Source organism: Pseudacidovorax sp. 1753 (assembly GCF_040544975.1).
Classification (GTDB): Bacteria; Pseudomonadota; Gammaproteobacteria; order Burkholderiales; family Burkholderiaceae_C; genus Xenophilus.
On sequence record NZ_JBEPKY010000016.1, the window covers coordinates 40,234 to 63,717 of the forward strand.

The 23,484-nt window shown below is 68.8% G+C and carries 24 protein-coding genes; 13 read left to right on the top strand and 11 right to left on the bottom strand.

Annotation, left to right across the window (positions count from 1 at the left end):
- Nucleotides 1–15 precede the first annotated feature (15 nt).
- Entirely contained in the window at nucleotides 16–237 is a 222-nt protein-coding gene (locus tag ABIC63_RS19920; RefSeq protein WP_294369930.1) for a twin transmembrane helix small protein, read from the top strand.
- Between the two features lie 93 nt (nucleotides 238–330).
- Here the strand turns inward: ABIC63_RS19920 and ABIC63_RS19925 are convergent, their stop codons facing one another.
- The 8 genes from ABIC63_RS19925 to ABIC63_RS19960 form a co-directional block, all read right to left on the bottom strand.
- Entirely contained in the window at nucleotides 331–1,212 is an 882-nt protein-coding gene (locus tag ABIC63_RS19925) for a cytochrome c oxidase subunit 3 (RefSeq protein ID WP_017761735.1), read from the bottom strand.
- A 55-nt stretch (nucleotides 1,213–1,267) separates the two neighbouring features.
- Nucleotides 1,268–1,486, bottom strand: a complete 219-nt coding sequence (locus tag ABIC63_RS19930; protein WP_017761736.1) for a DUF2970 domain-containing protein — start codon at nucleotides 1,484–1,486, stop codon at nucleotides 1,268–1,270.
- The gene (locus ABIC63_RS19935) at nucleotides 1,483–2,106 is read right to left on the bottom strand and encodes a cytochrome c oxidase assembly protein (RefSeq protein ID WP_294369934.1); all 624 of its coding nucleotides are present in this window, start codon (nucleotides 2,104–2,106) and stop codon (nucleotides 1,483–1,485) included. The genes ABIC63_RS19930 and ABIC63_RS19935 overlap by 4 nt, the downstream gene beginning before the upstream one ends.
- A 9-nt stretch (nucleotides 2,107–2,115) precedes the next feature.
- A complete protein-coding gene (locus ABIC63_RS19940; protein ID WP_294370368.1) occupies nucleotides 2,116–2,226 on the bottom strand; it encodes a cytochrome oxidase small assembly protein in 111 nt (36 codons plus the stop codon).
- 25 nt (nucleotides 2,227–2,251) lie between these two features.
- Nucleotides 2,252–3,886, bottom strand: coding sequence for a cytochrome c oxidase subunit I (ctaD, locus tag ABIC63_RS19945; RefSeq protein WP_234197992.1), 1,635 nt, complete (start codon nucleotides 3,884–3,886; stop codon nucleotides 2,252–2,254).
- Between the two features lie 48 nt (nucleotides 3,887–3,934).
- Complete coding sequence (coxB, locus tag ABIC63_RS19950; protein WP_294369939.1) at nucleotides 3,935–5,104, bottom strand: cytochrome c oxidase subunit II; 1,170 nt, start codon at nucleotides 5,102–5,104, stop codon at nucleotides 3,935–3,937.
- A gap of 66 nt (nucleotides 5,105–5,170) precedes the next feature.
- A complete protein-coding gene (locus ABIC63_RS19955; protein ID WP_043112312.1) occupies nucleotides 5,171–5,647 on the bottom strand; it encodes a DUF2244 domain-containing protein in 477 nt (158 codons plus the stop codon).
- A gap of 149 nt (nucleotides 5,648–5,796) precedes the next feature.
- Complete coding sequence (locus ABIC63_RS19960; RefSeq protein WP_294369945.1) at nucleotides 5,797–6,711, bottom strand: class I SAM-dependent methyltransferase; 915 nt, start codon at nucleotides 6,709–6,711, stop codon at nucleotides 5,797–5,799.
- Between the two features lie 80 nt (nucleotides 6,712–6,791).
- Here ABIC63_RS19960 and ABIC63_RS19965 point away from each other — a divergent pair, with 80 nt between their 5' ends.
- From ABIC63_RS19965 to ABIC63_RS19975, 3 genes are all read left to right on the top strand, one after another.
- On the top strand, nucleotides 6,792–7,535 hold the full coding sequence (locus ABIC63_RS19965) for a ComF family protein (protein ID WP_354321070.1): 744 nt from the start codon (nucleotides 6,792–6,794) through the stop codon (nucleotides 7,533–7,535).
- An 81-nt stretch (nucleotides 7,536–7,616) separates the two neighbouring features.
- A complete protein-coding gene (locus ABIC63_RS19970; protein ID WP_354321071.1) occupies nucleotides 7,617–8,087 on the top strand; it encodes a tRNA (cytidine(34)-2'-O)-methyltransferase in 471 nt (156 codons plus the stop codon).
- A gap of 140 nt (nucleotides 8,088–8,227) precedes the next feature.
- Nucleotides 8,228–8,509: a DUF4148 domain-containing protein gene (locus tag ABIC63_RS19975; RefSeq protein WP_354321072.1), complete on the top strand. Its 282-nt coding sequence runs from the start codon at nucleotides 8,228–8,230 to the stop codon at nucleotides 8,507–8,509.
- A gap of 28 nt (nucleotides 8,510–8,537) precedes the next feature.
- Here the strand turns inward: ABIC63_RS19975 and ABIC63_RS19980 are convergent, their stop codons facing one another.
- Together ABIC63_RS19980 and ABIC63_RS19985 are read right to left on the bottom strand one after the other, a co-directional pair.
- Nucleotides 8,538–8,999: a MaoC family dehydratase gene (locus tag ABIC63_RS19980; RefSeq protein WP_354321073.1), complete on the bottom strand. Its 462-nt coding sequence runs from the start codon at nucleotides 8,997–8,999 to the stop codon at nucleotides 8,538–8,540.
- 256 nt (nucleotides 9,000–9,255) lie between these two features.
- Nucleotides 9,256–9,879: a nucleotide-binding protein gene (locus ABIC63_RS19985; protein ID WP_294369956.1), complete on the bottom strand. Its 624-nt coding sequence runs from the start codon at nucleotides 9,877–9,879 to the stop codon at nucleotides 9,256–9,258.
- 86 nt (nucleotides 9,880–9,965) lie between these two features.
- On the opposite strand from ABIC63_RS19985, the gene kefF reads away from it, so the two are divergent.
- Both kefF and kefC read left to right on the top strand, forming a co-directional pair.
- Complete coding sequence (kefF, locus tag ABIC63_RS19990) at nucleotides 9,966–10,628, top strand: glutathione-regulated potassium-efflux system oxidoreductase KefF (RefSeq protein WP_354321074.1); 663 nt, start codon at nucleotides 9,966–9,968, stop codon at nucleotides 10,626–10,628.
- A 2-nt stretch (nucleotides 10,629–10,630) separates the two neighbouring features.
- Nucleotides 10,631–12,487 carry a glutathione-regulated potassium-efflux system protein KefC gene (gene kefC / locus ABIC63_RS19995; RefSeq protein ID WP_354321075.1) on the top strand — a complete coding sequence of 619 codons (1,857 nt, stop codon included), beginning with the start codon at nucleotides 10,631–10,633 and terminating at the stop codon, nucleotides 12,485–12,487.
- 18 nt (nucleotides 12,488–12,505) lie between these two features.
- On the opposite strand, the gene ABIC63_RS20000 is transcribed toward kefC, so the two are convergent.
- Nucleotides 12,506–13,369 (bottom strand): amidohydrolase family protein, encoded by an 864-nt coding sequence (locus ABIC63_RS20000; RefSeq protein ID WP_076511995.1) that lies wholly within the window; start codon nucleotides 13,367–13,369, stop codon nucleotides 12,506–12,508.
- 103 nt (nucleotides 13,370–13,472) lie between these two features.
- On the opposite strand from ABIC63_RS20000, the gene ABIC63_RS20005 reads away from it, so the two are divergent.
- From ABIC63_RS20005 to ABIC63_RS20035, 7 genes are all read left to right on the top strand, one after another.
- Nucleotides 13,473–14,246, top strand: a complete 774-nt coding sequence (locus tag ABIC63_RS20005) for a crotonase/enoyl-CoA hydratase family protein (protein ID WP_017760569.1) — start codon at nucleotides 13,473–13,475, stop codon at nucleotides 14,244–14,246.
- A gap of 25 nt (nucleotides 14,247–14,271) precedes the next feature.
- Nucleotides 14,272–16,170: a feruloyl-CoA synthase gene (locus tag ABIC63_RS20010; protein ID WP_354321076.1), complete on the top strand. Its 1,899-nt coding sequence runs from the start codon at nucleotides 14,272–14,274 to the stop codon at nucleotides 16,168–16,170.
- A gap of 147 nt (nucleotides 16,171–16,317) precedes the next feature.
- Nucleotides 16,318–17,082, top strand: a complete 765-nt coding sequence (locus tag ABIC63_RS20015) for an SDR family NAD(P)-dependent oxidoreductase (RefSeq protein ID WP_354321077.1) — start codon at nucleotides 16,318–16,320, stop codon at nucleotides 17,080–17,082.
- Between the two features lie 72 nt (nucleotides 17,083–17,154).
- A complete protein-coding gene (locus ABIC63_RS20020; RefSeq protein WP_354321078.1) occupies nucleotides 17,155–18,954 on the top strand; it encodes a tannase/feruloyl esterase family alpha/beta hydrolase in 1,800 nt (599 codons plus the stop codon).
- Nucleotides 18,955–18,988: 34 nt separating this feature from the next.
- Nucleotides 18,989–19,975, top strand: coding sequence for a Bug family tripartite tricarboxylate transporter substrate binding protein (locus tag ABIC63_RS20025; protein WP_354321079.1), 987 nt, complete (start codon nucleotides 18,989–18,991; stop codon nucleotides 19,973–19,975).
- A gap of 72 nt (nucleotides 19,976–20,047) precedes the next feature.
- A complete protein-coding gene (locus tag ABIC63_RS20030) occupies nucleotides 20,048–21,742 on the top strand; it encodes a tannase/feruloyl esterase family alpha/beta hydrolase (protein WP_354321080.1) in 1,695 nt (564 codons plus the stop codon).
- 17 nt (nucleotides 21,743–21,759) lie between these two features.
- Nucleotides 21,760–23,457, top strand: a complete 1,698-nt coding sequence (locus ABIC63_RS20035; protein WP_354321081.1) for an acyl-CoA dehydrogenase family protein — start codon at nucleotides 21,760–21,762, stop codon at nucleotides 23,455–23,457.
- Nucleotides 23,458–23,484: the final 27 nt, after the last annotated feature.

Consider the following 23,484-nt stretch of genomic DNA (forward strand, 5'->3'; position numbering starts at 1 on the left):
CACATAATCGAACTCATGAAATATCTCGTGGCCCTGGGCTTCATGGGCATCCTGGGCAGCCTGGCATGGGCGCTGTACCACATGCTCACCGGCGGACGCGACGGCAAGTCCAGGCCGGGTGGCATGGCTCGCGCGCTGACCGTTCGGATCGGGTTGTCGGTGGTTTTGTTCCTGTGCCTGCTGCTCGCCTGGAAGCTCGGCTACATCCAGCCGACGGGCTTGCCGGCCGGACGCTGAGTCCTCAGCGGACGACAACAAAAAAGCGCCTTGCGGCGCTTTTGTGCTTTCTGGACCTCGATCATAGCGAGGCCCCTTCGGCAGCCTTGTCGGTCAAAGCCAATAGACGAGCACGTACAGGCCAAGCCAGACCACGTCCACGAAGTGCCAGTACCAGGCCGCGCCCTCGAAGCCGAAGTGGCGCTCCGGCGTGAAGTGGCCCTTCATCAAGCGCAGCGTGATGAACAGCAGCATCAGCATGCCGACGAACACGTGCAGGCCGTGAAAGCCGGTGAGCATGAAGAAGGTAGAGCCGTAGGCGCCCGAACTCAGCTTGAGGTTGAGTTCGGTGTAGAGGTGGTAGTACTCGTAGCCCTGCACACCGAGGAAAATCACGCCCAGCAGCACCGTGATCCACATGAAGCGGATGGTCTGGGCACGGTGGCCGGCGCGCAGCGCATGGTGGGCGATGGTGAGTGTCACGCCCGAGGACAGCAGCAGCGCCGTGTTGATGGTGGGCAGCCAGAAGGGTCCCACGGTCTGGAAGGGCTCGACGATGCCGGCGGGCGAGCCAGTGGCACCGGCCTGCACGCTGGGCCACACGGCCCTGAAGTCGGGCCACAGCAGCGCGTTGTCCAGGCTGCCCAGCGCCGGCAGCGAGTGGGTGCGGGTCCACCACAGGGCGGTAAAGAAGGCACCGAAGAACATCACCTCCGAGAAGATGAACCAGCTCATGCTCCAGCGGTACGAGAGGTCGATCTTGGCGCTGTACTTACCGGCCTCGCTTTCTCCCACCGCTTCACGGAACCACTGGAAGAGCACCACCCACCACCAGATCAGGCCGAAGGCGAGCGAATAGGCGCCCCATGCATGGTCATTGATCCACTGCCCGGCCCCGAGGATGACGAAGAACAGGCCGATGGCGGCCATCAGCGGATGACGCGATGGGCCCGGCACGAAGTAGTAAGGCGCGGTGCCGTGGGTGGTCGAACTCATGTTGCTCCTCAGGCTTGATCTCTGTCTTGTGGGTTGCAGGGGAACGGATGTCGGCTCAGGTCGAAACGGCGAACTTCACCAGCGCAAGCAGCACTGCGATGAGCACCAGCACCGCGACGAAGCCCACCGCCACGATGTGCAGCGGTGACAGGCGCGAAATGTCTTCCTGGTACTCGCTGTGCTTGCGCACGCCGAAGAAGCCCCAGGCCACTGCCTTGATGGTGCGCCACAGCGACGGCTTGGGCACCGGGCGGCCATCTTCCGGCGCGGTCACGAGCGCGGCTCCCCGTTGCCGGCCGCCGCCGTGGGCGCGGGCGGCGTACGGCCGCCGACCTCGAAGAAGGTGTACGACAGGGTGATCGTCTTCACGTCCTTGGAGATGCGCGGATCGATCACGAAGGCCACGGGCCACTGCTTCTTCTCACCGGCGTCCAGCGTGTACTGGTTGAAGCAGAAGCATTCCAGCTTGTTGAAGTACGGCGCGGCCTGCTGCGGCGCATAGCTGGGCACGGCCTGTGCAGCCATGCGGCGGTTCTGGACGTTCTGGAACTCGTACATCACCGTATGCAGTTCGCCGGGATGGACCTGCATCGAGCGCTGGGCGGGCGCGAAGTCCCACAGCCCGTGTGCATTGGCATCGAACTCCACCGTGATGGTGCGTGACAGGTCCACCTGCGTATTGGCCGGAACCTTGACCGCCGAGCCGCCCTTGGCGCCACCCGGCACGTCGAGTTCGGACCGGGCCAGCACATTGATGCCCGTGACCTCGCAGATGGCACGGTACAGCGGCACCAGCGCATAGCCGAAGGCGAACATGCCCGCCACCACGATCGCGAGCTTGCCCACCATCTGGAGGTTCTCGCGGCGCAGGCGCCGGGCAAAGTGCAGGGCCATGGAAGATCCTCAGTGGCCCAGCCAGGCCATCCGGATGATGAAGCCGATGAAGAACAGCACCGCGATGGAGGCCAACGTCAGGCCCATGCGGCGGTTGTTCTTCTTCTGGTCGGGCGTCATGGCAGGTGGGGACACGTGTTCAGCCTCAGCCGATCACCTTGGTCGCGGTGGCGTCCAGGCGGGGCGGGTTCTCGAAGGTATGGAATGGCGCTGGCGACGGCACTTCCCACTCCAGGCCTTCGGCGCCTTCCCAGGGCTTCTGGGGCGCAGGCTCGCCCTTGCCTCGCATGGCGGGCAGCACGACGAAGAGGAAGAAGTACACCTGCGCCAGGCCGAAGGCAAAGGCACCGACCGAGGCGATGGCGTTGAAGTCGGCGAACTGCATCGGATAGTCCGCATAGCGACGCGGCATCCCCGCAAGACCCAGGAAGTGCATCGGGAAGAAGGTGACGTTGAACGAGATCAGCGACCACCAGAAGTGCAGCTTGCCCCGCGCCTCGTCGTACATCACGCCGGTCCACTTGGGCAGCCAGTAGTACACGCCAGCGAACATGGCGTAGAGCGAGCCGGCCACCAGCACGTAGTGGAAGTGCGCCACCACGTAATAGGTGTCCTGCAGCTGGATGTCGATGGGCGCCACGGCCAGGATCAGGCCGGTGAAGCCGCCCATGGTGAACACGAAGATGAAGCCCACGGCGAAGAGCATCGGCGTCTCGAAGGTCATCGAGCCCTGCCACATGGTCGCGATCCAGTTGAAGATCTTCACGGCCGTCGGCACCGCGATCAACATGGTCGCGTACATGAAGAACAGCTGGCCCGTCACCGGCATGCCGGTGGTGAACATGTGGTGGGCCCACACGATGAAGGACAGGATGGCGATCGAGCTGGTGGCGTACACCATCGAGGCATAGCCGAAGAGCTTCTTGCGCGCGAAGGCCGGCACGATCTGGCTGATGATGCCGAAGGCCGGCAGGATCATGATGTAGACCTCGGGGTGACCGAAGAACCAGAAGATGTGCTGGTACATCACCGGGTCGCCACCGCCGGCGGGGTTGAAGAAGTGCGTGCCGAAGTGCCGGTCGGTCAGCGTCATGGTGATGGCGCCGGCCAGCACGGGCATGACGGCGATCAGCAGGTAGGCGGTGATCAGCCAGGTCCAGCAGAACATCGGCATCTTCATCAGCGTCATGCCGGGGGCACGCATGTTGAGGATGGTCACGATGATGTTGATCGAGCCCATGATCGACGAGGCACCCAGGATGTGCATCGCGAAGATGCCGGCATCCATGGAGGGGCCCATCTGCAGCGTGAGCGGTGCATAGAGCGTCCAGCCCGCTGCCGGTGCGCCGCCCGGCAGGAAGAAGGAGCCCACGAGCATGAGGGCGGCGGGAATCATCAGCCAGAAGCTGAAGTTGTTCATCCGCGCAAAGGCCATGTCGCTGGCGCCGATCTGCAGCGGGATCATCCAGTTCGCGAAGCCCACGAAGGCCGGCATGATCGCGCCGAACACCATGATGATGCCGTGCATGGTGGTGAACTGATTGAACAGCTCGGGATTCACCAACTGCAGGCCGGGCTGGAACAACTCGGCGCGGATGAGCAGCGCCAGGATGCCGCCGATCATCAGCATGGTGAAGGAGAACAGCAGGTACAGCGTGCCGATGTCCTTGTGGTTGGTGGCGAACATCCAGCGGCGCCAGCCGTGCGGGTGGTCGTGGTGTTCGTCGTGCACATCGCCACCGTGGGCGGCGTGGCCATGCGGGTCGAGGACTGCGCTCATGTCGTTATTCCTTGGCTGACTCTCGGAGGGACTGCAATGGCGCCGGCATCACTTGCCGCGCTGTGCCAGCACCTCGGCCGGCTGCACGAGCTGGCCTGTCTTGTTGGACCAGCTGTTCTTGGTGTAGGAGACGACTGCCGCGATATCGGTATCGGACAGTTGCTTCCACGACGGCATGGCGCCGTTGTTCTGGCCGTTGAGCAGCACATGGATCTGCTTCGTGTGGTCGGCGTCGAGCACCACGGCGGACCCGTCGAGCGGCTTGATGGGGCCGGCGCCCTTGCCGTTGGCCTGGTGGCAGGCCGCGCAGTTGGCGGCATACACGCGTTCGCCGCGGGCCAGGATGTCGGGCAGCGTCCAGACCTTGTTGGGGTCGTCCTGCTTGGCGGCGGCTTCCTTCTTCTTGGTGTCGACCCACGCGGTGTAATCGGCAGCGGACAGGACCTTGACGTGGATCGGCATGTACGCATGCTCCTTTCCACACAATTCCTGGCATTGACCATAGAAATCGCCAGTTCGCTCGGCGCGGAACCAGGTGTCGCGCACGAAGCCGGGAATCGCGTCCTGCTTGATGCCGAACTGCGGCACGGCGAACGCGTGGATCACGTCGTTGGCCGTGGTGATGATGCGGATCTTCTGCTTCTCGGGCACCACCAGCGGGTTGTCGACCTTGAGCAGGTAGTCGTTGGGCACATCGCCCTTGGCACCAGCGTCGGACAGGGCACGGTGCGAGCTGTCGAGCGTGGAGATGAAGGACAGGCCTTCCCCTTCGCCCTTGAGGTAGTCGTAGCCCCACTTCCACTGGTAGCCGGTCACCTTGATCGTGAGGTCGGCGTTGGTGGTGTCTTTCTGCGCCACCAGGATCTTGGTGGCAGGCAGGGCCATCAGGATCACGATGATGAAGGGGACGATGGTCCAGACCACCTCGACCACCACGGACTCATGGAAGTTGGCGGCCTTGTGGCCCACGGACTTCCGATGCTTCCAGATGGAATAGAACATCACCGAGAAGACACCGACGAAGATCACGAAGCACAGCAGCAACAGCACGTTGTGCAGGAAGTGCTGCTCCTCCGAGATGCGCGTCGCCCCCACCGGAAGGTTGAGCTGGCGCACCATCGGGCCGCCCGGCAGATCCTCGACTGCATGCGCGGCGCCACTGAACGCCACGCCAGCCGCCAGCATCCATCTTGCCGGCACGGTCCAAATGCTCTTCATCGTGTTCACTTTTTTCAGACCTTCAAACAATCCACCGTCTCCACCATCCACCAGCGCCGCGCGAAGCTAGGCTTCGCGCAACGCGCTGCGGATCTCCCGTGCCAGTGCGGCCCGAAGCTCGGGACGCACATAGCGTCCCACGCAGACCGAACGCCCCTGCGCCGACACCTCGATCAGCGAGCGGTCGCTCGCCTGGGGCTCCACGCGCACCTGGTGCCGAAGAAATTCAGCCCGCTCGACGCTGCCGCCATGCTCGTGCTCGATCACGAGCCGACCGTCCTGCAGCGCTATGCGCTCGCCGTCCGTCGCATGCCGGGCATAGAACATGAACGCCAATCCCACCGCCGCCAGTTCCAGCCAGGCGAATGGCAACACGAGCTTGGCGCCCTGCAGCCAGAAGACACCGGCGATCCCGAGAGACACCACGCACAACGACGCATAGGCCCACCCGAGCTGGCTGGGCGTGATCGAGCAATTGCGCCGCAGGAACCAGTGGATGCTCTGGCCCGAAACAGTGGCGAAGCGAAACACGGGATTCGGCACGGGCGGGAGGGGCTCTTTCGAGGGGGTGCCGCTGCAGCCGAGGGCCAGTCCCAGGGCCGCAAGCACTCAAGAATTGTAGCGTGGCACCCTGTTTCGGCAGTCGGGGCAAGCCCTGCCCCGAAGCCCCTTCGCGAGCGTCGCCTGAGCGGTTAGGCGCCGTCGCGGCCGCGTCGCAACATTTGACGCATGTCATTCAGGCCGATGGCGCTTTCCGGGGCGACCGCCACCCGCGAAACCGGCTTGAAGGCATGGCCATAGATGATCTCGAAGGTCAGGGCGATGCGTCCGCCGTGCTCGTCGGACGCCAGGCCGGCCAGCAGGTCGAGCATCTGCGCGCGCCAGCGCCGCCCGCGCAGGGCCGGGAAGCGATCCCGATGCAGGTTGCGGCCCAGCGTGCGCAATTCGGCCAGCGCCGCCTCGGGCGTGCCCCAGGTCAGCACGATGCGCTCCATGTCCATGACCGGCTCGGCAAAGCCGGCATGCACGAGCATGTCGCCCCAGTCGTGCATGTCGGTGAAGGCATGGGCTGGCTCCGGCCAGCCGCGAGCCCGATAGGCGGAACGCAGTTCCATCAGTGTGTCGGGGCCGAGGCCGGAGAACATCAGGAAACCGTCGGTCGCCACGCGGCGGTGCCATTCGGCGATCAGGACCTCGGGGTCCGGCGCCATGTGCAACCCCATGTTGGCCCACAGCAGGTCGACGCCCCCTTCAGGCAAGGCGCCGAAGACTTGCGGCCGGCCGCCCCGCCAGCGCTTCGCGCTCCACCAGGGTGCGGCAAAGGCGGCCGCCGTGAGGGCGTGCAGGGCCGGCTCCGGCTCCTGCACATAGGCAGCCGCCTGGGGATAGCGCTGCGCCACCCGCTCATGCACCTCCAGGCCACCTCGAAGCGGCGACCAGTCGGCCCAGTGCCGCGGCGTGGCCTTGATCCACTGCAGGCGCTCTTCCATCCGCCGGCCCACTTCCTCGTGGAGCCAGGGCGCCGCATCGCCGGGCGCCTGCCGCGCCCAGCGGCGGGCGGCCACCGGGTCGATGGTGGGCGGCCGGGATGCGGAAGAAGAAGACATGTCGATGAAGAGGCGCGCCGCGTGCGAATCGTCACGGCGGCGGGCGGGGTCGGCGAGGGGCGCGCCAGTATATTGAGCCGATGCCGACCTCTGCGCCGACCCGGCTTCGCCTCCCGGCTGCCCGACTGTTCAGCGCCCTGCTCGACCTGCTTCCCAGCCAATGCGCGCTCTGCCGGGCCTGGCCGGACGAGGTGCTCTGCCGCGCCTGTCTGGACCAGTTCGCCGTCCCCGTCCCGCGATGCCGGCACTGCGCACTGGCGGTGCCGCCGGGCCAGCCCGTCTGCGGTGCCTGCCTGCGCGATCCGCCGCCCCTGGACGAATGCGTCGCCGCCTGCGACTACGACTGGCCCTGGAGCGCCTGCGTCTCGCGCTTCAAGTTCGCGGGCGAAGCCGGCTGGGCGGCGCCGCTGGCGGCCGTGCTGCGCCGCCACCCACGGGCGGCGGACCTGATCGACGCCGCCGACCTCGTGCTGCCGATGCCGCTGTCGCAGGAACGGCTGCGCGAGCGCGGCTTCAACCAATCCCTGGAACTGGCACGCCGGCTGGCGCCGGGCCGCTGCAATGCCCACGTGCTGCTGCGGCCGGTCCACACACCGCCGCAGTCGGGCCTGAGCCGGGCCGACCGGCTGCGCAACCTGCGGGGGGCCTTCGCGGTGGAGCCCGCGCGCGCTCACGGCCTGCGGGGCCGCGCCGTGCTGCTGGTCGACGATGTGATGACCACCGGCGCCTCACTGAGTGCCGCCGCCCGGGTGCTTCGGCAGGCCGGCGCGGCGCAGGTGACGGCCCTGGTGCTCGCGCGCACGCCCGCCCCCGGCGACGCGTGACGGATGCACCATCGCCGCGTCGCACGGGGCCATCCAGCGGCGGTTAAGCTCGCCGCCCCTCCCTGCCTGGTCGACCGTCCCATGTTCCGCATCGTTCTCGTCGAGCCCGAGATCCCGCCCAATACCGGCAACGTGATCCGTCTCGCGGCCAACACCGGCTGCGAGCTTCATCTGGTGGAGCCGCTCGGTTTCTCGATGGAGGACCGACTGCTGCGGCGAGCCGGCCTCGACTACCACGAGTTCGCCCGCGTCGAGCGCCATGCCAGTTGGCAGGCGCTGGTCGACCGGCACGCGCCGGCGCCCGAGCGCCTGTTCGCCCTAACGACGCGCGGCACGCGCATGGTGCACGACGTCGCCTTCCAGCCCGGCGACTGGCTGGTGTTCGGGGCCGAGACCCGCGGACTGGCGCCCGAACTGCGGGAGCGCTTCGCCCCGCCGCAGCAGTTGAAGCTGCCGATGCGGCCGGGCCAGCGCAGCCTCAACCTGTCGAACGCGGTGGCCGTGACGGTGTTCGAAGCCTGGCGACAGAACGGGTTCGCCACGGCAGGTTGAGCCGGGGCGGCTCCAGGGATGTGTATCCGTTGGCTACACGTGAATCCAGGCAAAGGGCGCGGGCGTATCTGGATCAGGCCCCTGTACAGCCTCATGGCGGCCAGGCGCCATCCCTTCACCTCTAATCAAGGAAGTCTCCCATGATCCGCAAGTTCACCGCCGTCGCCCTCGCCACCCTGTTCACCGCGGGCGCTGCCCATGCCGTGGATGGCGAGATGTCGCCCAACCCGCCGGCCCCCTTCCAGTCCATGCTGTCCCGGGCACAGGTGCAGGCCGACGCGCGCAATGCGCCGGCGCCCAACAACGGCAGCACCGGCGTGCTCCAGGTGCGCGGCAACACGGATCGGGCCATGGTCCGGGCCGGTGCCCGGGCCACGGCGCGCGAGGGCTGCGCCAACTGCGCCGAAGTCGGCACGCTGTGAGCCGCCACGGCGCGCCCTGGCCCGGGTCTCAGGGGTAGCGCCGCACCACCGACTCGGCCACACACGCGGGCTTCGCGGTGCCTTCGAGCTCGATGGTGCTCTGCCAGACCATCTGGTAGCCGCCGCCTTCGATGGCTTCGCTCGACAGCAGCTTGATATGGGCGCGCAACCGGCTGCCGACCGGCACCGGCGACATGAAGCGCACGCGATTCAAGCCATAGTTGACCCCCATGCGGGCTTCGACCACTTCGACCGCGGTGTCGAAGAAGGTCGGCAACAGCGACAGCGTGAGAAAGCCGTGGGCGATGGGCGCGCCGAAAGGCCCAGCCTTGGCGCGCTCCACATCCACGTGGATCCACTGGTGGTCGCCCGTCGCCTCGGCGAACTGGTTGACCTGGGTCTGCGTCACGGTGGTCCAGTCACTGGTGGCGATGTCCTGGCCGACGCAGGCGCTCAGGTCGGCAAGGGTCTGGAAGATGCGCTTGGTCATGCGGCGGATGATGCCCCGGGCCCGCCGGCACCGCTGTCTGCGCCGGGACAGGAGCGATCGGTGCTTTCCCGCAAGCGGCTGGCGCCTGGCCCTCACAAGGTGTGAATGAATCCGCCGTGCCCGATCGGCGGCTGCCAAAACGCTCCCAATCAAGGCGCAAAGCGCAGCCATAGCTCGGGCTATGGCGAGCATTTGCACCGCAGAGTGGGCGTGTTTTTGCAGGACGAGCGGGCATGTCGGGTTCGTTCACTCTTTGTCAATCGTCCAGCCACTGGATCAGCGGCTGCCACTGCGCCAGGTCGCGCTCGTAGCGCGTGGGCGAAAGGTCGAACAGGGTCAGGCCGTGGGCCGCGAGCTGCACATAGTTCTGCGTCTCGCGCAGTTCCGTGACCAGCGGCATCTTCATCTGCATGGCGAATTCGCGCAGCCGTTCGGCGGCCAGCGTGCGCGCCCCTACCCGCATGCCCACCAGGCCGATGCGCGGCGCCCTCTTGCCCGGCAGGCGCTCTGCCAGCCGGTCGAGGAAATCGCGGGTCGCGAAGATGTCGAACAGGCTGGGCTGCACGGGCACCACCACCTTGTCTGCCAGCGCCAGCACTTCCTTGAAACGCCAGCCATGCAATCCGGCCGGCGTGTCCAGCACGGCGTGGGTCGTCCCCGCGGGTGGACGCACGATGCTGCCCTGCCCCTGCGCCTCCCAGCCGCGGATGCCGACGGCCTGCGCCGGCCGCAGCGAGAGCCAGAGCCGCGAGGACTGCTGCCGATCCACGTCGCCCAGCATGACCGGATGGCCCCGGCTCGCGAAATAGCCCGCGATGTGGGTCGCAAGCGTCGACTTGCCCGACCCACCCTTCGGATTGGCGACGAGAACCACCGGCATGCAGCGCTCCTGGCGTTGAACCAAGCTGCATGGTAGGCCCAGCCGATGCCGGCAGGCCGACGCGCGTTTGCGCTATGGTCGCCGCCATGCCGACCATTCCAACCTCAACATCCGGCGCCCTCTCCAGCGAGCTTGACGCGGCCGCGGTCTATGTGCTGGCGGCGCATCCCCACTGGCGGGAATCCCGGGCCAACCGGCGCCTGCGCGACGCCGCCCTGGGTCTTCCACACGTGCAGGTCAACGACCTGTACGCCACCTACCCCGACTACGCCATCGATGTGGCGACCGAGCAGCGGCGACTGGACGCCGCCGAGCTGGTGGTGCTGATGCATCCGATCCAGTGGTACAGCATGCCGCCCCTGCAGAAGCTGTGGCTGGACGAGGTCCTGGGCTACGGCTGGGCGTACGGCCCCGGTGGCCATGCACTGCGCGGCAAGTCGATGTGGCTGGTGGCCAGCACCGGCGGCGCACAGGACAGCTACCACCCCGCGGGCTACAACCGCTATTTCTTCGACGCCTTCCTGCCGCCCTACGAGCAGACCGCGGCCCTGTGCGGCATGCGCTTCCTGCCGCCGCTGCTGCTGCACGATGCCCGGCGCGTGCCCGAGCCCGAACTCGCGGCGCATGTGGAGGTCTTCGCCCAGCGCCTGAGCAGCTATCCGGACTGGCCCGAACTGGCGGAGCTGGAGGACTGCCCCGAATGCCTGGTGCCTGCGGGCGACCGACCCCAGGCCCAGGGGGTGCGCTGAGCATGGAACACGCACCCGCCTGGCTGACCAACAGCCTGATCTACCTCGGCGCCGCCGTGCTGGTCGTGCCGCTTTCGCGCGCGCTCGGCCTGGGCGCCATCATCGGCTACCTGGTGGCCGGCATCGCCATCGGCCCGGCCGGCCTCGGGCTGGTGTCCAGCGTCGAGGAGGTGCTGCACTTCGCCGAGTTCGGCGTGGTGCTGATGCTTTTCCTGGTGGGGCTGGAACTGGAGCCGCGCCGGCTCTGGCTGCTGCGCCGGCCCATCTTCGGCTGGGGCAGCGCCCAGGTGCTGGGCTGCGCCGTGGTGCTCTTCGCGGTGGGTTGCGCGGCCGGCGCGCCCTGGCGGGTGTCACTGGTGGCGGCGCTGGGGCTGGCGCTCTCCTCCACGGCCATCGCGCTGCAGGTCTTCGGCGAGCGCAAGCTGCTCAAGACGGCCAGCGGCCAGGCGGGTTTCTCGATCCTGCTGTTCCAGGACGTCGCCGCCATTCCCATCCTGGCCTTGCTGCCGGTGCTGGCCAGCGGACCGGCCGACGCGCCGCTGGACGCCACGGCCCGCGCGCTCGAAGCCGCCAAGATCATCGGCGTGGTGGGGGGCATCGTGCTGGGCGGCCGGCTGGCGCTGCGGCCGATCCTGCGCTGGATCGCCCGCAGCAACACGCCCGAGATCTTCACCGCGGCCTCGCTGCTGCTGGTGGTGGCCATCGCGGCGCTGATGCAGTTCGTGGGCCTGTCGATGGCGCTGGGCGCCTTCCTGGCCGGCGTGCTGCTGGCCGAGAGCGAATACCGCCGTGAGCTGGAGACCGACATCGAGCCTTTCAAGGGCCTGCTGCTTGGCCTGTTCTTCATCGCCGTGGGCATGAGCATCGACTTCCGCGTGCTGCTGGCCCAGCCGCTGCTGATGGCCGCGCTGGTGGTGGGCTTCATGGCGCTCAAGTTCGGCGTGATCCTGGGGCTGGCGCGCGCCATGGGGCTGCCGGCGCGCGAGCGGCCGGTGTTCACGCTGCTGCTGGCGCAGGGTGGCGAGTTCGCCTTCGTCGTCTTCCAGGCGGCCGTGGGCGCGCAGGTGCTGGCGCCCGAGACCTCGTCGCTGCTGATCGGCGCGGTGGCGCTGTCGATGCTGCTGTCGCCGCTGCTGCTGGTGCTTTTCGATCGCCTCATTCCCGACCCGCAGATCCGGGCGCAGGTGGAGGAGATCTCCGAGCCGCAGGAAGCGCAGGTGCTGATCTGCGGCTTCGGCCGCTACGGCCAGATCGTAGGCCGCGTGCTGCTGTCGCAGGGCATGCCGGTGACGGTGCTGGACCATGATCCCGACACGGTGCAAGGCCTGCGGGAGTTCGGTTTCCGCGTGTTCTATGGCGACGCGACGCGACTCGATCTGCTGCGCATCGCAGGGGCCGGCCATGCGCGCGCCATCGTGGTGGCAGTGGACGAGGTGGCCACCTGCCTGGCCATCGTCGATCTGGTGCGGGAGCACTTTCCGCAGGCCGAGATCATCGCCCGCGCCCGCAACCTGGGCCACTACTACCAGTTGCGCGATCGCGGCATCACCCTGGCCGAACGCGAGCTGTTCGAGTCGTCGCTTCGCAGTGCGCGCTCGGTGCTGGAGACGCTGGGCTGGCCCGCGCACGAGGCCCGTGAGGCGGCGATGCAGTTCCGCCTGCGCAACATGCGCATCGCGGAAGACAGCTATCCGCACTACAAGGACCGCAAGAAGCTCATTGCCGTGGCCAAGGAAGGCCGCCAGCAGTTCGAAGAGCAGATGGCCCGGGAGCGCGAGGAGCGCCGGCGGGCACGCGATTCCTGGGGCGTGCGGCACGAGGGCCAGGGCGACGGGGCACGCGCCGAAAGGCCCGACTGAGCGCTCCCGCCTCGACGCCTACTTCAGCCCGAGCAGACGCACCGCGTTGTCCTTCAGGATGCCGGGCATCACCTCCGGCTTGAAGCCGGCCTCCTGGAAGTCCTTCATCCACCGGTCGGGCGTGATCAGCGGGTAGTCGCTGCCGAACAGGATGCGGTCCTTCAGCAGCGTGTTGGCGTACTGCACCAGCTGCTTCGGAAAATACTTGGGGCTCCAGCCCGACAGGTCGATCCAGACGTTGGGCTTGTGCGTGGCCACCGACAGCGCCTCGTCCTGCCACGGAAAGCTGGGGTGGGCCATGATGATCTGCATGTCCGGGAAGTCGATGGCCACGTCGTCCAGGTGCATCGGGTTGCTGTACTCCAGCCGCAGGCCGCCGCCGCAGCGCATGCCCGAGCCGATGCCGCTGTGGCCCGTGTGGAAGATGGCCGGCAGCTTGTGCTCGGCGATCACCTCGTACAGCGGCCAGGCCATGCGGTCGTAGGGGTGGAAGCCCTGCACCGTCGGATGGAACTTGAAGCCCTTGACGCCGTGCTCCTCGATCAGCCGGCGCACCTCGCGTGCCCCCATCTTGCCCTTGTGCGGATCGACGCTGCCGAAGGCGATCATGATGTCGCTGTTCTTCTGCGCCGCCTCGGCGATCTCCTCGTTCGGGATGCGGCGGCGGCCCAGGTTGGACTCGCTGTCCACACCGAACATCACCAGGCCGATCTTGCGCTCGCGGTAGTAGTCGATGCTCTCCTGGATGGTGGGGCGCCGGCTGGAGCGGAAGTACTTGTCCGCCGCGCGGTCGTACTCCTCGCCGTAGTTGTCGAAGGGGTTCCAGCAGCTGATCTCGGCGTGGGTGTGGATGTCGATGGCGGTGAGGTTCGCGATGTCCATGAGGCGCGTCTCCGTTCGGGTAAGTACTGATGAGTTGGCCGTTCCGGGCCGTTGAATTGATTATTTTGAATAACCATAATCGATCCAACTTCCGAACGCAATCATGACTCATCAGGACCTCAGCCTCGACATCCAGGGCGACATCGCCATCGTCCGCCTCACGCGCCCCGCCAAGCGCAACGCGCTCAACGATGGCCTCATCCTGGCGCTGCGCAACACCTTCGAGAGCCTGCCCGACACCGTGCGTGCGGCCGTGATCGATGGGGAAGGTCCGCACTTCTGCGCCGGCCTCGACCTGTCCGAGATCAGCGAGCGCGATGCCGGCGGCGGCCTGCGCCATTCGCGCATGTGGCATGCCGCGCTGGAGCTGGTGCAGCACGGCCCCGTGCCCGTCGTCGCGGCGCTGCACGGCGCCGTGGTGGGTGGCGGCCTGGAACTGGCCAGCGCCTGCCACATCCGCGTGGCCGATGCCAGCACCTTCTACGCGCTGCCCGAAGGCACGCGCGGCATCTTCGTGGGCGGCGGCGGTTCGGTGCGGATCCCGCGCCTGATCGGCGTGGCCCGCATGACCGACATGATGATGACCGGCCGCGTCTACAACGCCGAGGACGGCGAGCGCGCCGGCTTCGCGCAGTACCTGGTGCCCGAAGGTGCCGCGCTGGACAAGGCTGTCGAGCTGGCCCGCCGCATCGCCACCAACGCGCCGCTCACCAACTATGCGCTGATGCACGCCCTGCCCCGCATCGCCGAGCAGAACGCCGACCACGGTTTCTTCACCGAGGCCTTGATGTCCGGCATCGTGCAGGACGCGCCCGAGGCCAAGGCCCGCGTGCGCGCCTTCCTCGAAGGCAAGGCCGCCAAGGTCAGCAAGGGCTGAGGCCCGGGCACCGGAGGACAAGAACATGCTGGAGACACTCGACATGCCCGCAGCCCAAACTGCAGCGCCCGCCGCCCGCTACCGCGCGCTCGAATTCGGCATCACCCGCGCCGTGCTGCGCGAGGCCGAAGGCGGCGTGCAATACCTGCAGGCCGACAAGCCGCTGGGCCACCATGCCCACCGCATGACGGACCGCCTGGTGTACTGGGCCGCCATGGCGCCCGACCGGACCTTCGTGGCCCGCCGCGCGCGCAATGCCGACGGCAGCACCGGCGACTGGATCCGCATCAGCTATCGCGAGGCACTGGCCAAGGTCCGTGCCATCGGCCAGGCGCTGCTGGACCGCGGCCTGAGCGAGGACCGGCCGGTCGCCATCCTCAGCGAGAACAGCATCGAGCACCTGCTGCTGGCGCTGGGTGCACTCTATGTCGGCATTCCGCACTGCCCGGTGTCGCCGCCCTACTCGCTGGTCAGCAAGGACTACGACAAGCTGCGCCATGTGATCGGCACGCTCACGCCCGGACTGGTGTTCGCCAGCGATACGCGCTACGCCGCCGCCATCGCCGCCGTGGTGCCGGCCGACACCGAGGTGGTGCTGGGCGGCGGCGCGCTGGAAGGCCGCACGGTCACGCCGCTGTCGCAGCTGCTGGCCACCGAGCCCACCTCCGCCGTCGAGGCGGCCATGCACGGCACGCACCCGGGCACCATCACCAAGTTCCTGTTCACCTCAGGTTCCACCAAGAACCCCAAGGCTGTCATCAACACCCACCGCATGTGGTGCGCCAACCAGCAGCAGCTGCGTGCCTCCATCCCTGCGCTGGGCGAGGAGCCGCCGGTGCTGGTCGACTGGCTGCCCTGGAACCACACCTTCGGCGGCAACCACAACGTCGGCATCGTGCTGGACAACGGCGGCACGCTGTACATCGACGACGGCAAGCCCACGCCCGCAGGCATCGCCGAAACGCTGCGCAACCTGCGCGAGATCGCGCCCACGGTCTACTTCAACGTGCCCACCGGCTTCGAATACATCGCCAACGCGATGGAGGAAGACCCGGTGCTGCGCAAGAAGCTGCTGTCGCGCTGCCGCATGTTCTTCTACGCCGGCGCGGCGCTGCCCCAGGCCGTGTGGGACCAGCTGCACCGCCTGCAGGAGGCCGAGATCGGCGAGCGCCTGGTGATGGGCACCGGCCTGGGCATGACCGAGTCCGGCCCCTTCGGCCTGTACATCACGCGCCCCGAAGTGCGCACCGGCGACCTGGGCCTGCCCTGCGCGGGGATGGAGATCAAGCTGGTGCCCACCGACGGCAAGGTCGAGATCCGCTACCGCGGCCCCAACGTCACGCCCGGCTACTGGCGCATGCCCGAGGCCACGCACGAGGCCTTCGACGAGGAAGGCTTCTTCAAGACGGGCGACGCCGTCGCCTGGATCGACCCCGACAACATCCACCTGGGCCTGCGCTTCGACGGCCGCATCGCCGAGGACTTCAAGCTGGCCACCGGCACCTTCGTGAGCGTGGGCCCGCTGCGCGCCAAGGTGATCGCGTTCGGCGCGCCCTATGTGCAGGACGTGGTGCTCACCGGCATCAACCTGAAGGAAGTGGGCGCGCTGATCTTTCCGACCCAGGCGGTGCGCGAGCTGGCTCCCTCGCTGCCGGGCGATGCACCGCTGAAGTCGGTGCTGGAGCATCCGGAGGTTCAGCTGCACTTCCAGAAGGTGATCGACCGCCTGGCCGGCGACGCCACGGGCAGTGCCAACCGCATCGCCCGGGCCGCGCTGGTGGCAGAGCCGCCCTCCATCGACAAGGGCGAGATCACCGACAAGGGCTCGATCAACCAGCGCGCCGTGCTCAAGCACCGCGACGCCGCCGTGCAGGCCCTGCACGCCGACACGCTGCCTTTCACCATCAAGCCCCAGTGGCAGTAGCCATCCGCTCCCTCCCCCGCCGGGGGAGGGCTGGGGTGGGGGCCTGCGGCGGTGGTTCGGCTGCAACGCACCCAGCGCCCCCGGCCCCCATCCCCACCTTCCCCCAGAGGGGGAAGGAGCAAGAAGACCCGACAAGGAGATGAAGTCATGAAGATCGAAGGACAAAACGCACTCGTCACCGGTGGCGCCTCCGGCCTGGGCGAAGCCACGGCCCGCGAACTCGCCCGGCTGGGTGCCCGGGTGGCGGTGCTGGACCGCAATCTCGATCAGGCGAAGAAGGTCGCCGCCGACATCGGCGGCACGGCCTTCGCCTGCGACATCACCGACACGGCGAGCGTCGACGCGGCCCTGAGCGCCGCGGCCGAAGCCCACGGCCCGGCCCGCATCCTGATGAACGTGGCCGGCATCGGCAGCGCCAAGCGGATCGTCGGCAAGGACGGCAGTGCCGCCCCGCTGGAGGACTTCGCGCGCGTCATCCAGGTCAACCTGATCGGCACCTACAACGTGAGCCGTCTTTTCGCGGCCCGCTGCGCGAAGCTGGAAGCGCTGGAAGGCGGCGAGCGCGGCGTGATGATGTTCACCGCCTCGGTGGCTGCCTTCGATGGCCAGGTGGGCCAGCAGGCCTACAGCGCCTCCAAGGGCGGTCTGGTCGGCATGACGCTGCCCATGGCGCGCGACCTTGCGCAGCACGGCATCCGCGTTTGCACCGTGGCGCCCGGCATCTTCGCGACGCCCCTCCTGCTGGAGCTGCCCGAGCCGGTGCAACAGTCGCTGGCCGCCGCCATCCCCTTCCCCCCCCGTCTGGGCAAGCCCTCGGAATTCGCCGAGCTGGCCTGCCACATCGTGACCAACGGCCACCTCAATGGCGAGGTGATCCGGCTGGACGGCGCGCTGCGCATGGCGCCGCGCTGACCCCCGGAGCGGCCGAGGGGCCGCTCTTTCCTTGTGCGAGACCTTCACGAAGAACCACCACGGAGACACACCATGAAGAAGGAAGACGGCAAGACTTTCGCGCTGCGGGCCCTGGCGGCCGTCGCGCCCCTCGCGCTGCTGGCGGCCTGCGGCGGCTCGGGCAACGACAACAACCAGAACGCCGCCCTGGCGGCGGCGCTGATCGCGGCCAACGCGCCCGCGCCAGCCCCAGCGCCCGCACCTGCGCCAGCCCCCGCGGTCGAGACCATCCCTCAGCTGTCGGCTGCGGTCGGCGCGTCGCTGCAATCGTGCACCGACCTGGCCACGCGCATCAGCTTCGCCAACACCACCATCACCTCCTCGACGCTGGTCGCGGCCGGCACGCTCACGGTGGGCGGCACCGCCGTGCCCGAGCACTGCCTCGTCACGGGCAGCATGTTCCCGCGCACCAGCAGCGTCGACGGCAAGAACTACGCGATCAAGTTCGAGATGCGCCTGCCGCGCGCCTGGAACGGTCGCTTCTTCTACCAAGGCAACGGCGGCCTGGACGGCAGCGTCGTGACCGCCACCGGCACGCTGGGCGGCGGACCGCTGACGGGCGCCCTCTCCACCGGCTTCGCGGTGCTCAGTTCCGACGCCGGCCACGACGGCAGCCTGGGCGCCACCTTCGGCATTGACCCCCAGGCGCGCCTGGACTACGGCTACCAGGCCGTGGCCAAGCTCACGCCCATGGCCAAGAGTGCCATCCAGACCGCCTACGGCAAGGGCCCCGACCGCTCGTACTTCGGCGGCTGCTCCAACGGCGGCCGCCACGCCATGGTCGCGGCCTCGCGCTATGCCGACCAGTACGACGGCATCATTGCCGGCGACCCCGGCACCCGCCTGCCGCTGGCGGCCACCGCCAACATCGCCGGCGCCCAGACCTATGCCACGCTGGCGACCACGCCGGGCGACCTGAGCACGGCCTTCACCCAGGCCGAGCGCACGCTGGTCACCAAGGCCGTGCTCGCCCAGTGCGACGGCCTGGACGGTGCCGCCGACGGCATGGTGCAGGACACCGCAGCCTGCCAGGCCGCCTTCGACATCAACCGCGACGTGCCCACCTGCGCCACCACGCGCAACGGCACCTGCCTCTCCGCCGACCAGAAGGCCAAGATCGACAAGCTGTTCAAGGGCGCCACCACCAACAGCGGCACGCGCATCTACAGCAGCTTCCCCTACGACGCGGGCCTGGACACGGGCGGCTGGTCGTTCTGGAAGTTCACCGTGCCGCTGATCCTCGACTCCGGCTCCGTCGGCCTGGTCTTCCAGTCGCCGCCGGAAGATCCGAGCTTCAACGGCCCGAGCTTCGCGCTCAGCACCAACCTGGACACCATCCTGGCCAAGGTGACCGGCACCTCGGGCATCTACACCGAGAACAGCATCTCCTTCATGACGCCGCCCAACTACGGCAAGCTGCCGGCCCTGAAGAAGCGCGGCGCCAAGCTGATGGTCTACCACGGCACGGCCGACCCGATCTTCTCCAGCGACGACTCGGTCAACTGGTACCAGCAGCTGCAGCAGGACAACGGCGGCGACGCGTCCAACTTCGCACGCCTGTACCTGATCCCGGGCATGAACCACTGCTCCGGCGGCCCCGCCACCGACCAGTTCGACATGCTCAGCGCCATGGTGAACTGGGTCGAGAAGGGCCAGGCGCCCGACCGCGTGGTGGCCAGCGCCCGCGGCACCGGCAATGCCGGTGGCGCCAACACCGACCTGCCGGCGACCTGGTCCGCCACCCGCACCCGGCCGCTGTGCCCCTATCCGAAGGTCGCCCGCTACAACGGCACGGGCAGCCTGGAGGACGCGGCCAACTTCAGCTGCCGCTGACCCCGTTTTCTTCCTTCGCTCTCCGGAGACATCCATGCAACATCGTCGTCAATTCCTCCACACCCTCGGCGGCGCGGCCGCCCTGGGCGCCCTGTCGCCCCTGTCGGCCTTCGCCCAGGCCATCGAGCAGGTCAAGATCATGTACGGCTTCCCGGCCGGCAGCGCCGGCGACACCGTCGCCCGCCGCGTGGCCGAGAAGATCGCCGGCACCGCCTATGCCAAGGGCGCCTACGTCGAGAACAAGCCGGGCGCCGGCGGCCGCATCGCGGTCGAGACGCTGAAGAACTCGCCGCCGGACGGCTCGGTGCTCACGCTGGCGCCGGTGTCGGCCCTGTCGGTGTACCCGTACATCTATCCCAAGCTGGCCTACAAGCCGGAGGACGTCACGCCCGTCTCCATCGGAGCCATCATGTTCCACGGCCTGGCCGTGGGCCCGGCGGTGCCGGCCGAGGTGAAGACGCTGAAGGACTTCCTCGCCTGGGCCAAGGCCAACCCGGCGCAGGCCAGCTACGGCTCGCCCGGTGCCGGCTCCATGCCGCACCTGCTGGGCGCGCTGCTGGGCATGCGCTCGGGCGTGGAGCTCAAGCATGTGCCTTACCGTGGCACCGTGCCCAGCATCACCGACCTGGTGGGCGGCCAGATCGCGGCCGCCATGAACCCCAGCGGCGACTACCTCCAGTACATGAAGAACGGCCGCGTGCGCGTGCTGGCCACCTCCGGCAAGAAGCGCTCGCCCTACCTGCCCGATGTGCCCACCTTCACCGAGCTGGGCTACCCGGACGTGACCTCGGAGGAGTGGTTCGGCTTCTACGCGCCCGCCAAGACGCCGGCAGCCATGCTGGCCTCGGCCAATGCCGCGATCAACGCAGCCCTGAAGGACAAGTCGGTGATCGACTCGCTGGCGCTGGTAGGCCTGGTGGCCCACGGCACCACGGCGCAGGACATGGCGGCCGACCAGAAGGCGGAATACGAGCGCTGGGGGCCCCTGGTCAAGCAGATCGGCTTTACGGCAGAGTCCTGATCACCCCAGGCTGACCGATCACGAAGCCGGCTCTTACGATGCCGGCTTCGCGCCGTTTGCGAGACCCCGACCATGAACACCTTCCGCCTTGCCGCCCTCGGCGGCGCCATCGCCCTGCTCGCGGCCTGCGGCTCGCGTCCGCCCGACGCGGCCATGGCCATGAAGGCCGCGCGCCCCGGCGAACTGCACACCTGCGAGGGGCTCGAAGCCGCGCCGGGCGTGGTGTTCACGGCCGTGCGCAGCGTGCCGGCCGGCCCGGTGGCGGTGCGCGGTGGCAGCGAGCAGGCGCCCGCCCACTGCCTGGTGCAGGGCCGCATGGCCGAGCGCACCAGCACGGTGGACGGCCAGCGCTACGCCATCGGCTTCGAGCTGCGGCTGCCGCAGGCCTGGAACGGCCGCTTCCTGTTCCAGGCCAACGGCGGGCTGGACGGCGTGGTCGTGCCGGCGCTGGGCGGCATCGGCGGCGGCGGGCCGCGCACCAACGCGCTGTCGATGGGCTTCGCGGTGGTCAGCAGCGACGCCGGCCATCCTGCGCCCAATCCGCGCTTCGGCCTCGATCCGCAGGCGCGGCGCGACTACGGCTACAGCGCCGTGGCCCAGCTCACGCCCGTGGCCAAGCAGCTCGTCGCACAGGCCTATGGGCGACCGGCCGACCGCTCCTACATCGCGGGCTGCTCCAACGGCGGGCGCCACGCCATGGTGGCGGCCTCGCGCCTGCCGCAGGCCTTCGACGGCGTGCTGGCCGGCAACCCGGGGTTTCACCTGCCGCGCGCGGCCGTCGCGCAGCTGTATGGCGCGCAGCAGTACGCGCCGCTGGCGACGGCCAGGACGCCGCAGGGCGAGCCCGACCTGCAGACCGCCTTCACACCCGGTCAGTTGCAGACCCTCTCGCGCGCCGTGCTGGCGCGCTGCGACATGCTCGACGGCCTGACCGACGGCATCGTCGGCGACCTCAAGTCCTGCCAGGCCCGCTTCAACCTGGGGCGCGACGTGCCCACCTGCACCGCCGGCCGGCAGGACAGCTGCCTGGATCCGGCCCAGAAGATGGCCCTGGCCCGCGTCTTCGCCGGCGCCCGCGACAGCAATGGGCGCCAGATCTACAGCAGCTTCCCCTTCGACCCCGGCGTCTCGGGCGCCAACTGGCGCGAATGGAAGCTCGCCAGCCCCGCCACCCGCGATGCCGGCGCCATGGCCTTCATCTTCAGCACACCGCCGATGACCGACCGGCCGCAGGGCATGGCCTTCGCACTCGGCTTCGACATGGACCGCGATGCACCCCGCATCGACGCCACGCAGGCGCCCTACGACGAGTCCGCCATGGCCTTCATGGCACCGCCCAACGCCGAGCGCCTGCAGTCGCTGCGGGCCCGGGGCGGCCGCATGATCGTCTACCACGGCACGGGCGACGGCGTGTTCTCGTCCGACGACACGGCCGCGTGGTACGACCGCCTGCAGGCCACGCACGCCGGACGCGCGGGCGAATTCGTGCGCTACTTCCCGGTGCCCGGCATGAACCACTGCAGCGGCGGCCCCTCGACCGACCAGTTCGACATGCTCACGGCACTGGTCGACTGGGTCGAGGGCGGCCACGCGCCCGAGCAGGTGCTGGCCGAGGCCCGCGGCCCCGGCTCGCCGCAGCCCAACCCCGAGGTGCCCGCCGGCTGGGCGCCCGACCGCACCCGTCCCCTGTGCCCCTATCCCGCCGTCGCACGATTCCGCGGCGGCGACACCGAACGCGCGACCAGCTTCGCCTGCGTCGCGCCCTGACTTCCTGCCCGTTTGCCATGGATTACGCCCCTCGCCCTGAAGACGTCCGCTTCCTTCTCGACTCCGTCCTCGGTGCCTCCCAGCAGCTGTCCCGGCTTGCTCCCTTCGCCGAGGTCGATGCCGACCTGCAGGCCCAGGTGCTGGAGCAGGCTGCCACCTTCGTCGGCGAGGTGATCGCCCCGCTGCAGCGCGACGGCGACGAGATAGGCTGCCGCCTCGAAGACGGCCAGGTCCGTACGCCGCCCGGCTTCGCCGCCGCCTACCAGGCCTTCGTGGAGGGCGGCTGGCCCAGCCTCTCCGCCGCAGCCGAGGACGGCGGCCAGGGCCTGCCCGCCGTGCTGGAGGCCGTGCTCTACGAATGGCTGGCCGGCGCCAACCACGGCTTCACCATGGCGCCCGGCCTGCTGCATGGCGCCTACGAATGCATCCGCCACCATGCCAGCGACGACCTCAAGGCGCGCTACCTGGGCAAGGTCGCCACCGGCGAATGGCTGGCCACCATGTGCCTGACCGAGGCCCATGCGGGCAGCGATCTGGGCCTGGTGCGCACCCGCGCCGTGCCGCAGGCCGATGGCAGCGTGCGCGTCTCGGGCACCAAGATCTTCATCTCGGGCGGCGAGCACGACCTCACGCCCAACATCGTCCACCTGGTGCTGTGCCGCCTGCCCGATGCGCCGGCCGGTCCGAAGGGCCTGTCGCTGGCGCTGGTGCCCAAGGTGCTCGAAGACGGCCAGCGCAACGCCGTGCAGTGCGAGCGCATCGAGGAAAAGATGGGCCTGCACGGCAGCCCCACCTGCGTGATGCGCTTCGACGAGGCCACCGGCTGGCTGGTGGGCGAGCCCGGCCGCGGCCTGGCCGCCATGTTCGTCATGATGAATGCGGCCCGTCTGCATGTGGCGCTGCAGGGCATCGGCCTGCTGGACGCCGCCTGGCAGAAGGCGAATGCCTATGCGCAGGAGCGCCGCCAGATGGTGGCCCCGGGCGCCGACCGCGCGGCGGGCCCCAGCCTGATCGCCGAGCATCCCGCGATGGTGCGCGTGCTCGACGTGCAACGGGCCTGGATCGATGGCGGCCGGCTGATCGCCTACCGCACCGCGCTGCAGCTCGACGTGGCGCGCCATGCCGAAGATGCCAAGGCGCGCGAAGCGGCGCAGCAGTGGTGCAGCTACATCACGCCCGTGCTCAAGGCGGCGTGCACGCAGCAGGGCTTCGATGGCGCCAGTGCCTGCCTGCAGGTGTTCGGGGGCCACGGCTATGTGCGCGAATGGGGCATCGAGCAGATCCTGCGCGACGCCCGCGTGACCATGATCTATGAGGGCACCAACGAGATCCAGGCCATCGACCTGCTGGTGCGCAAGGTGCTGCCCGATGCCGGCGCCGGCTTTGCGGCCACACTGCTGGCGCTGCGCGACGAACTGGACGCCTCGCGCGACGTGGATGCCGACGCCCAGCGCCGCCTGGCACAGCTGCGCTACCTGACCACCCAGATCGCCATGGCCGCCCACGCCCAGCCGCGCCTGCCCTACGAGCTGGCCGACGACTATCTGCGGCTGGTGATGGTGACGCTGCTGGCCTGGGCCTGGGCCCGGATCGAGCAGGCACCCGGCGCCGGCGAGACGCAGGCCCGCGCCGCGGCCGCCTTCCGCCGCTGGGTGCTGCCGGAGTTCGACATGCGCGCCGCGATCATCAAGAAGGCCTGCGAGCCGCAGAAGTGACCGGCCGGCGCCGCCCTAGACTGCGAT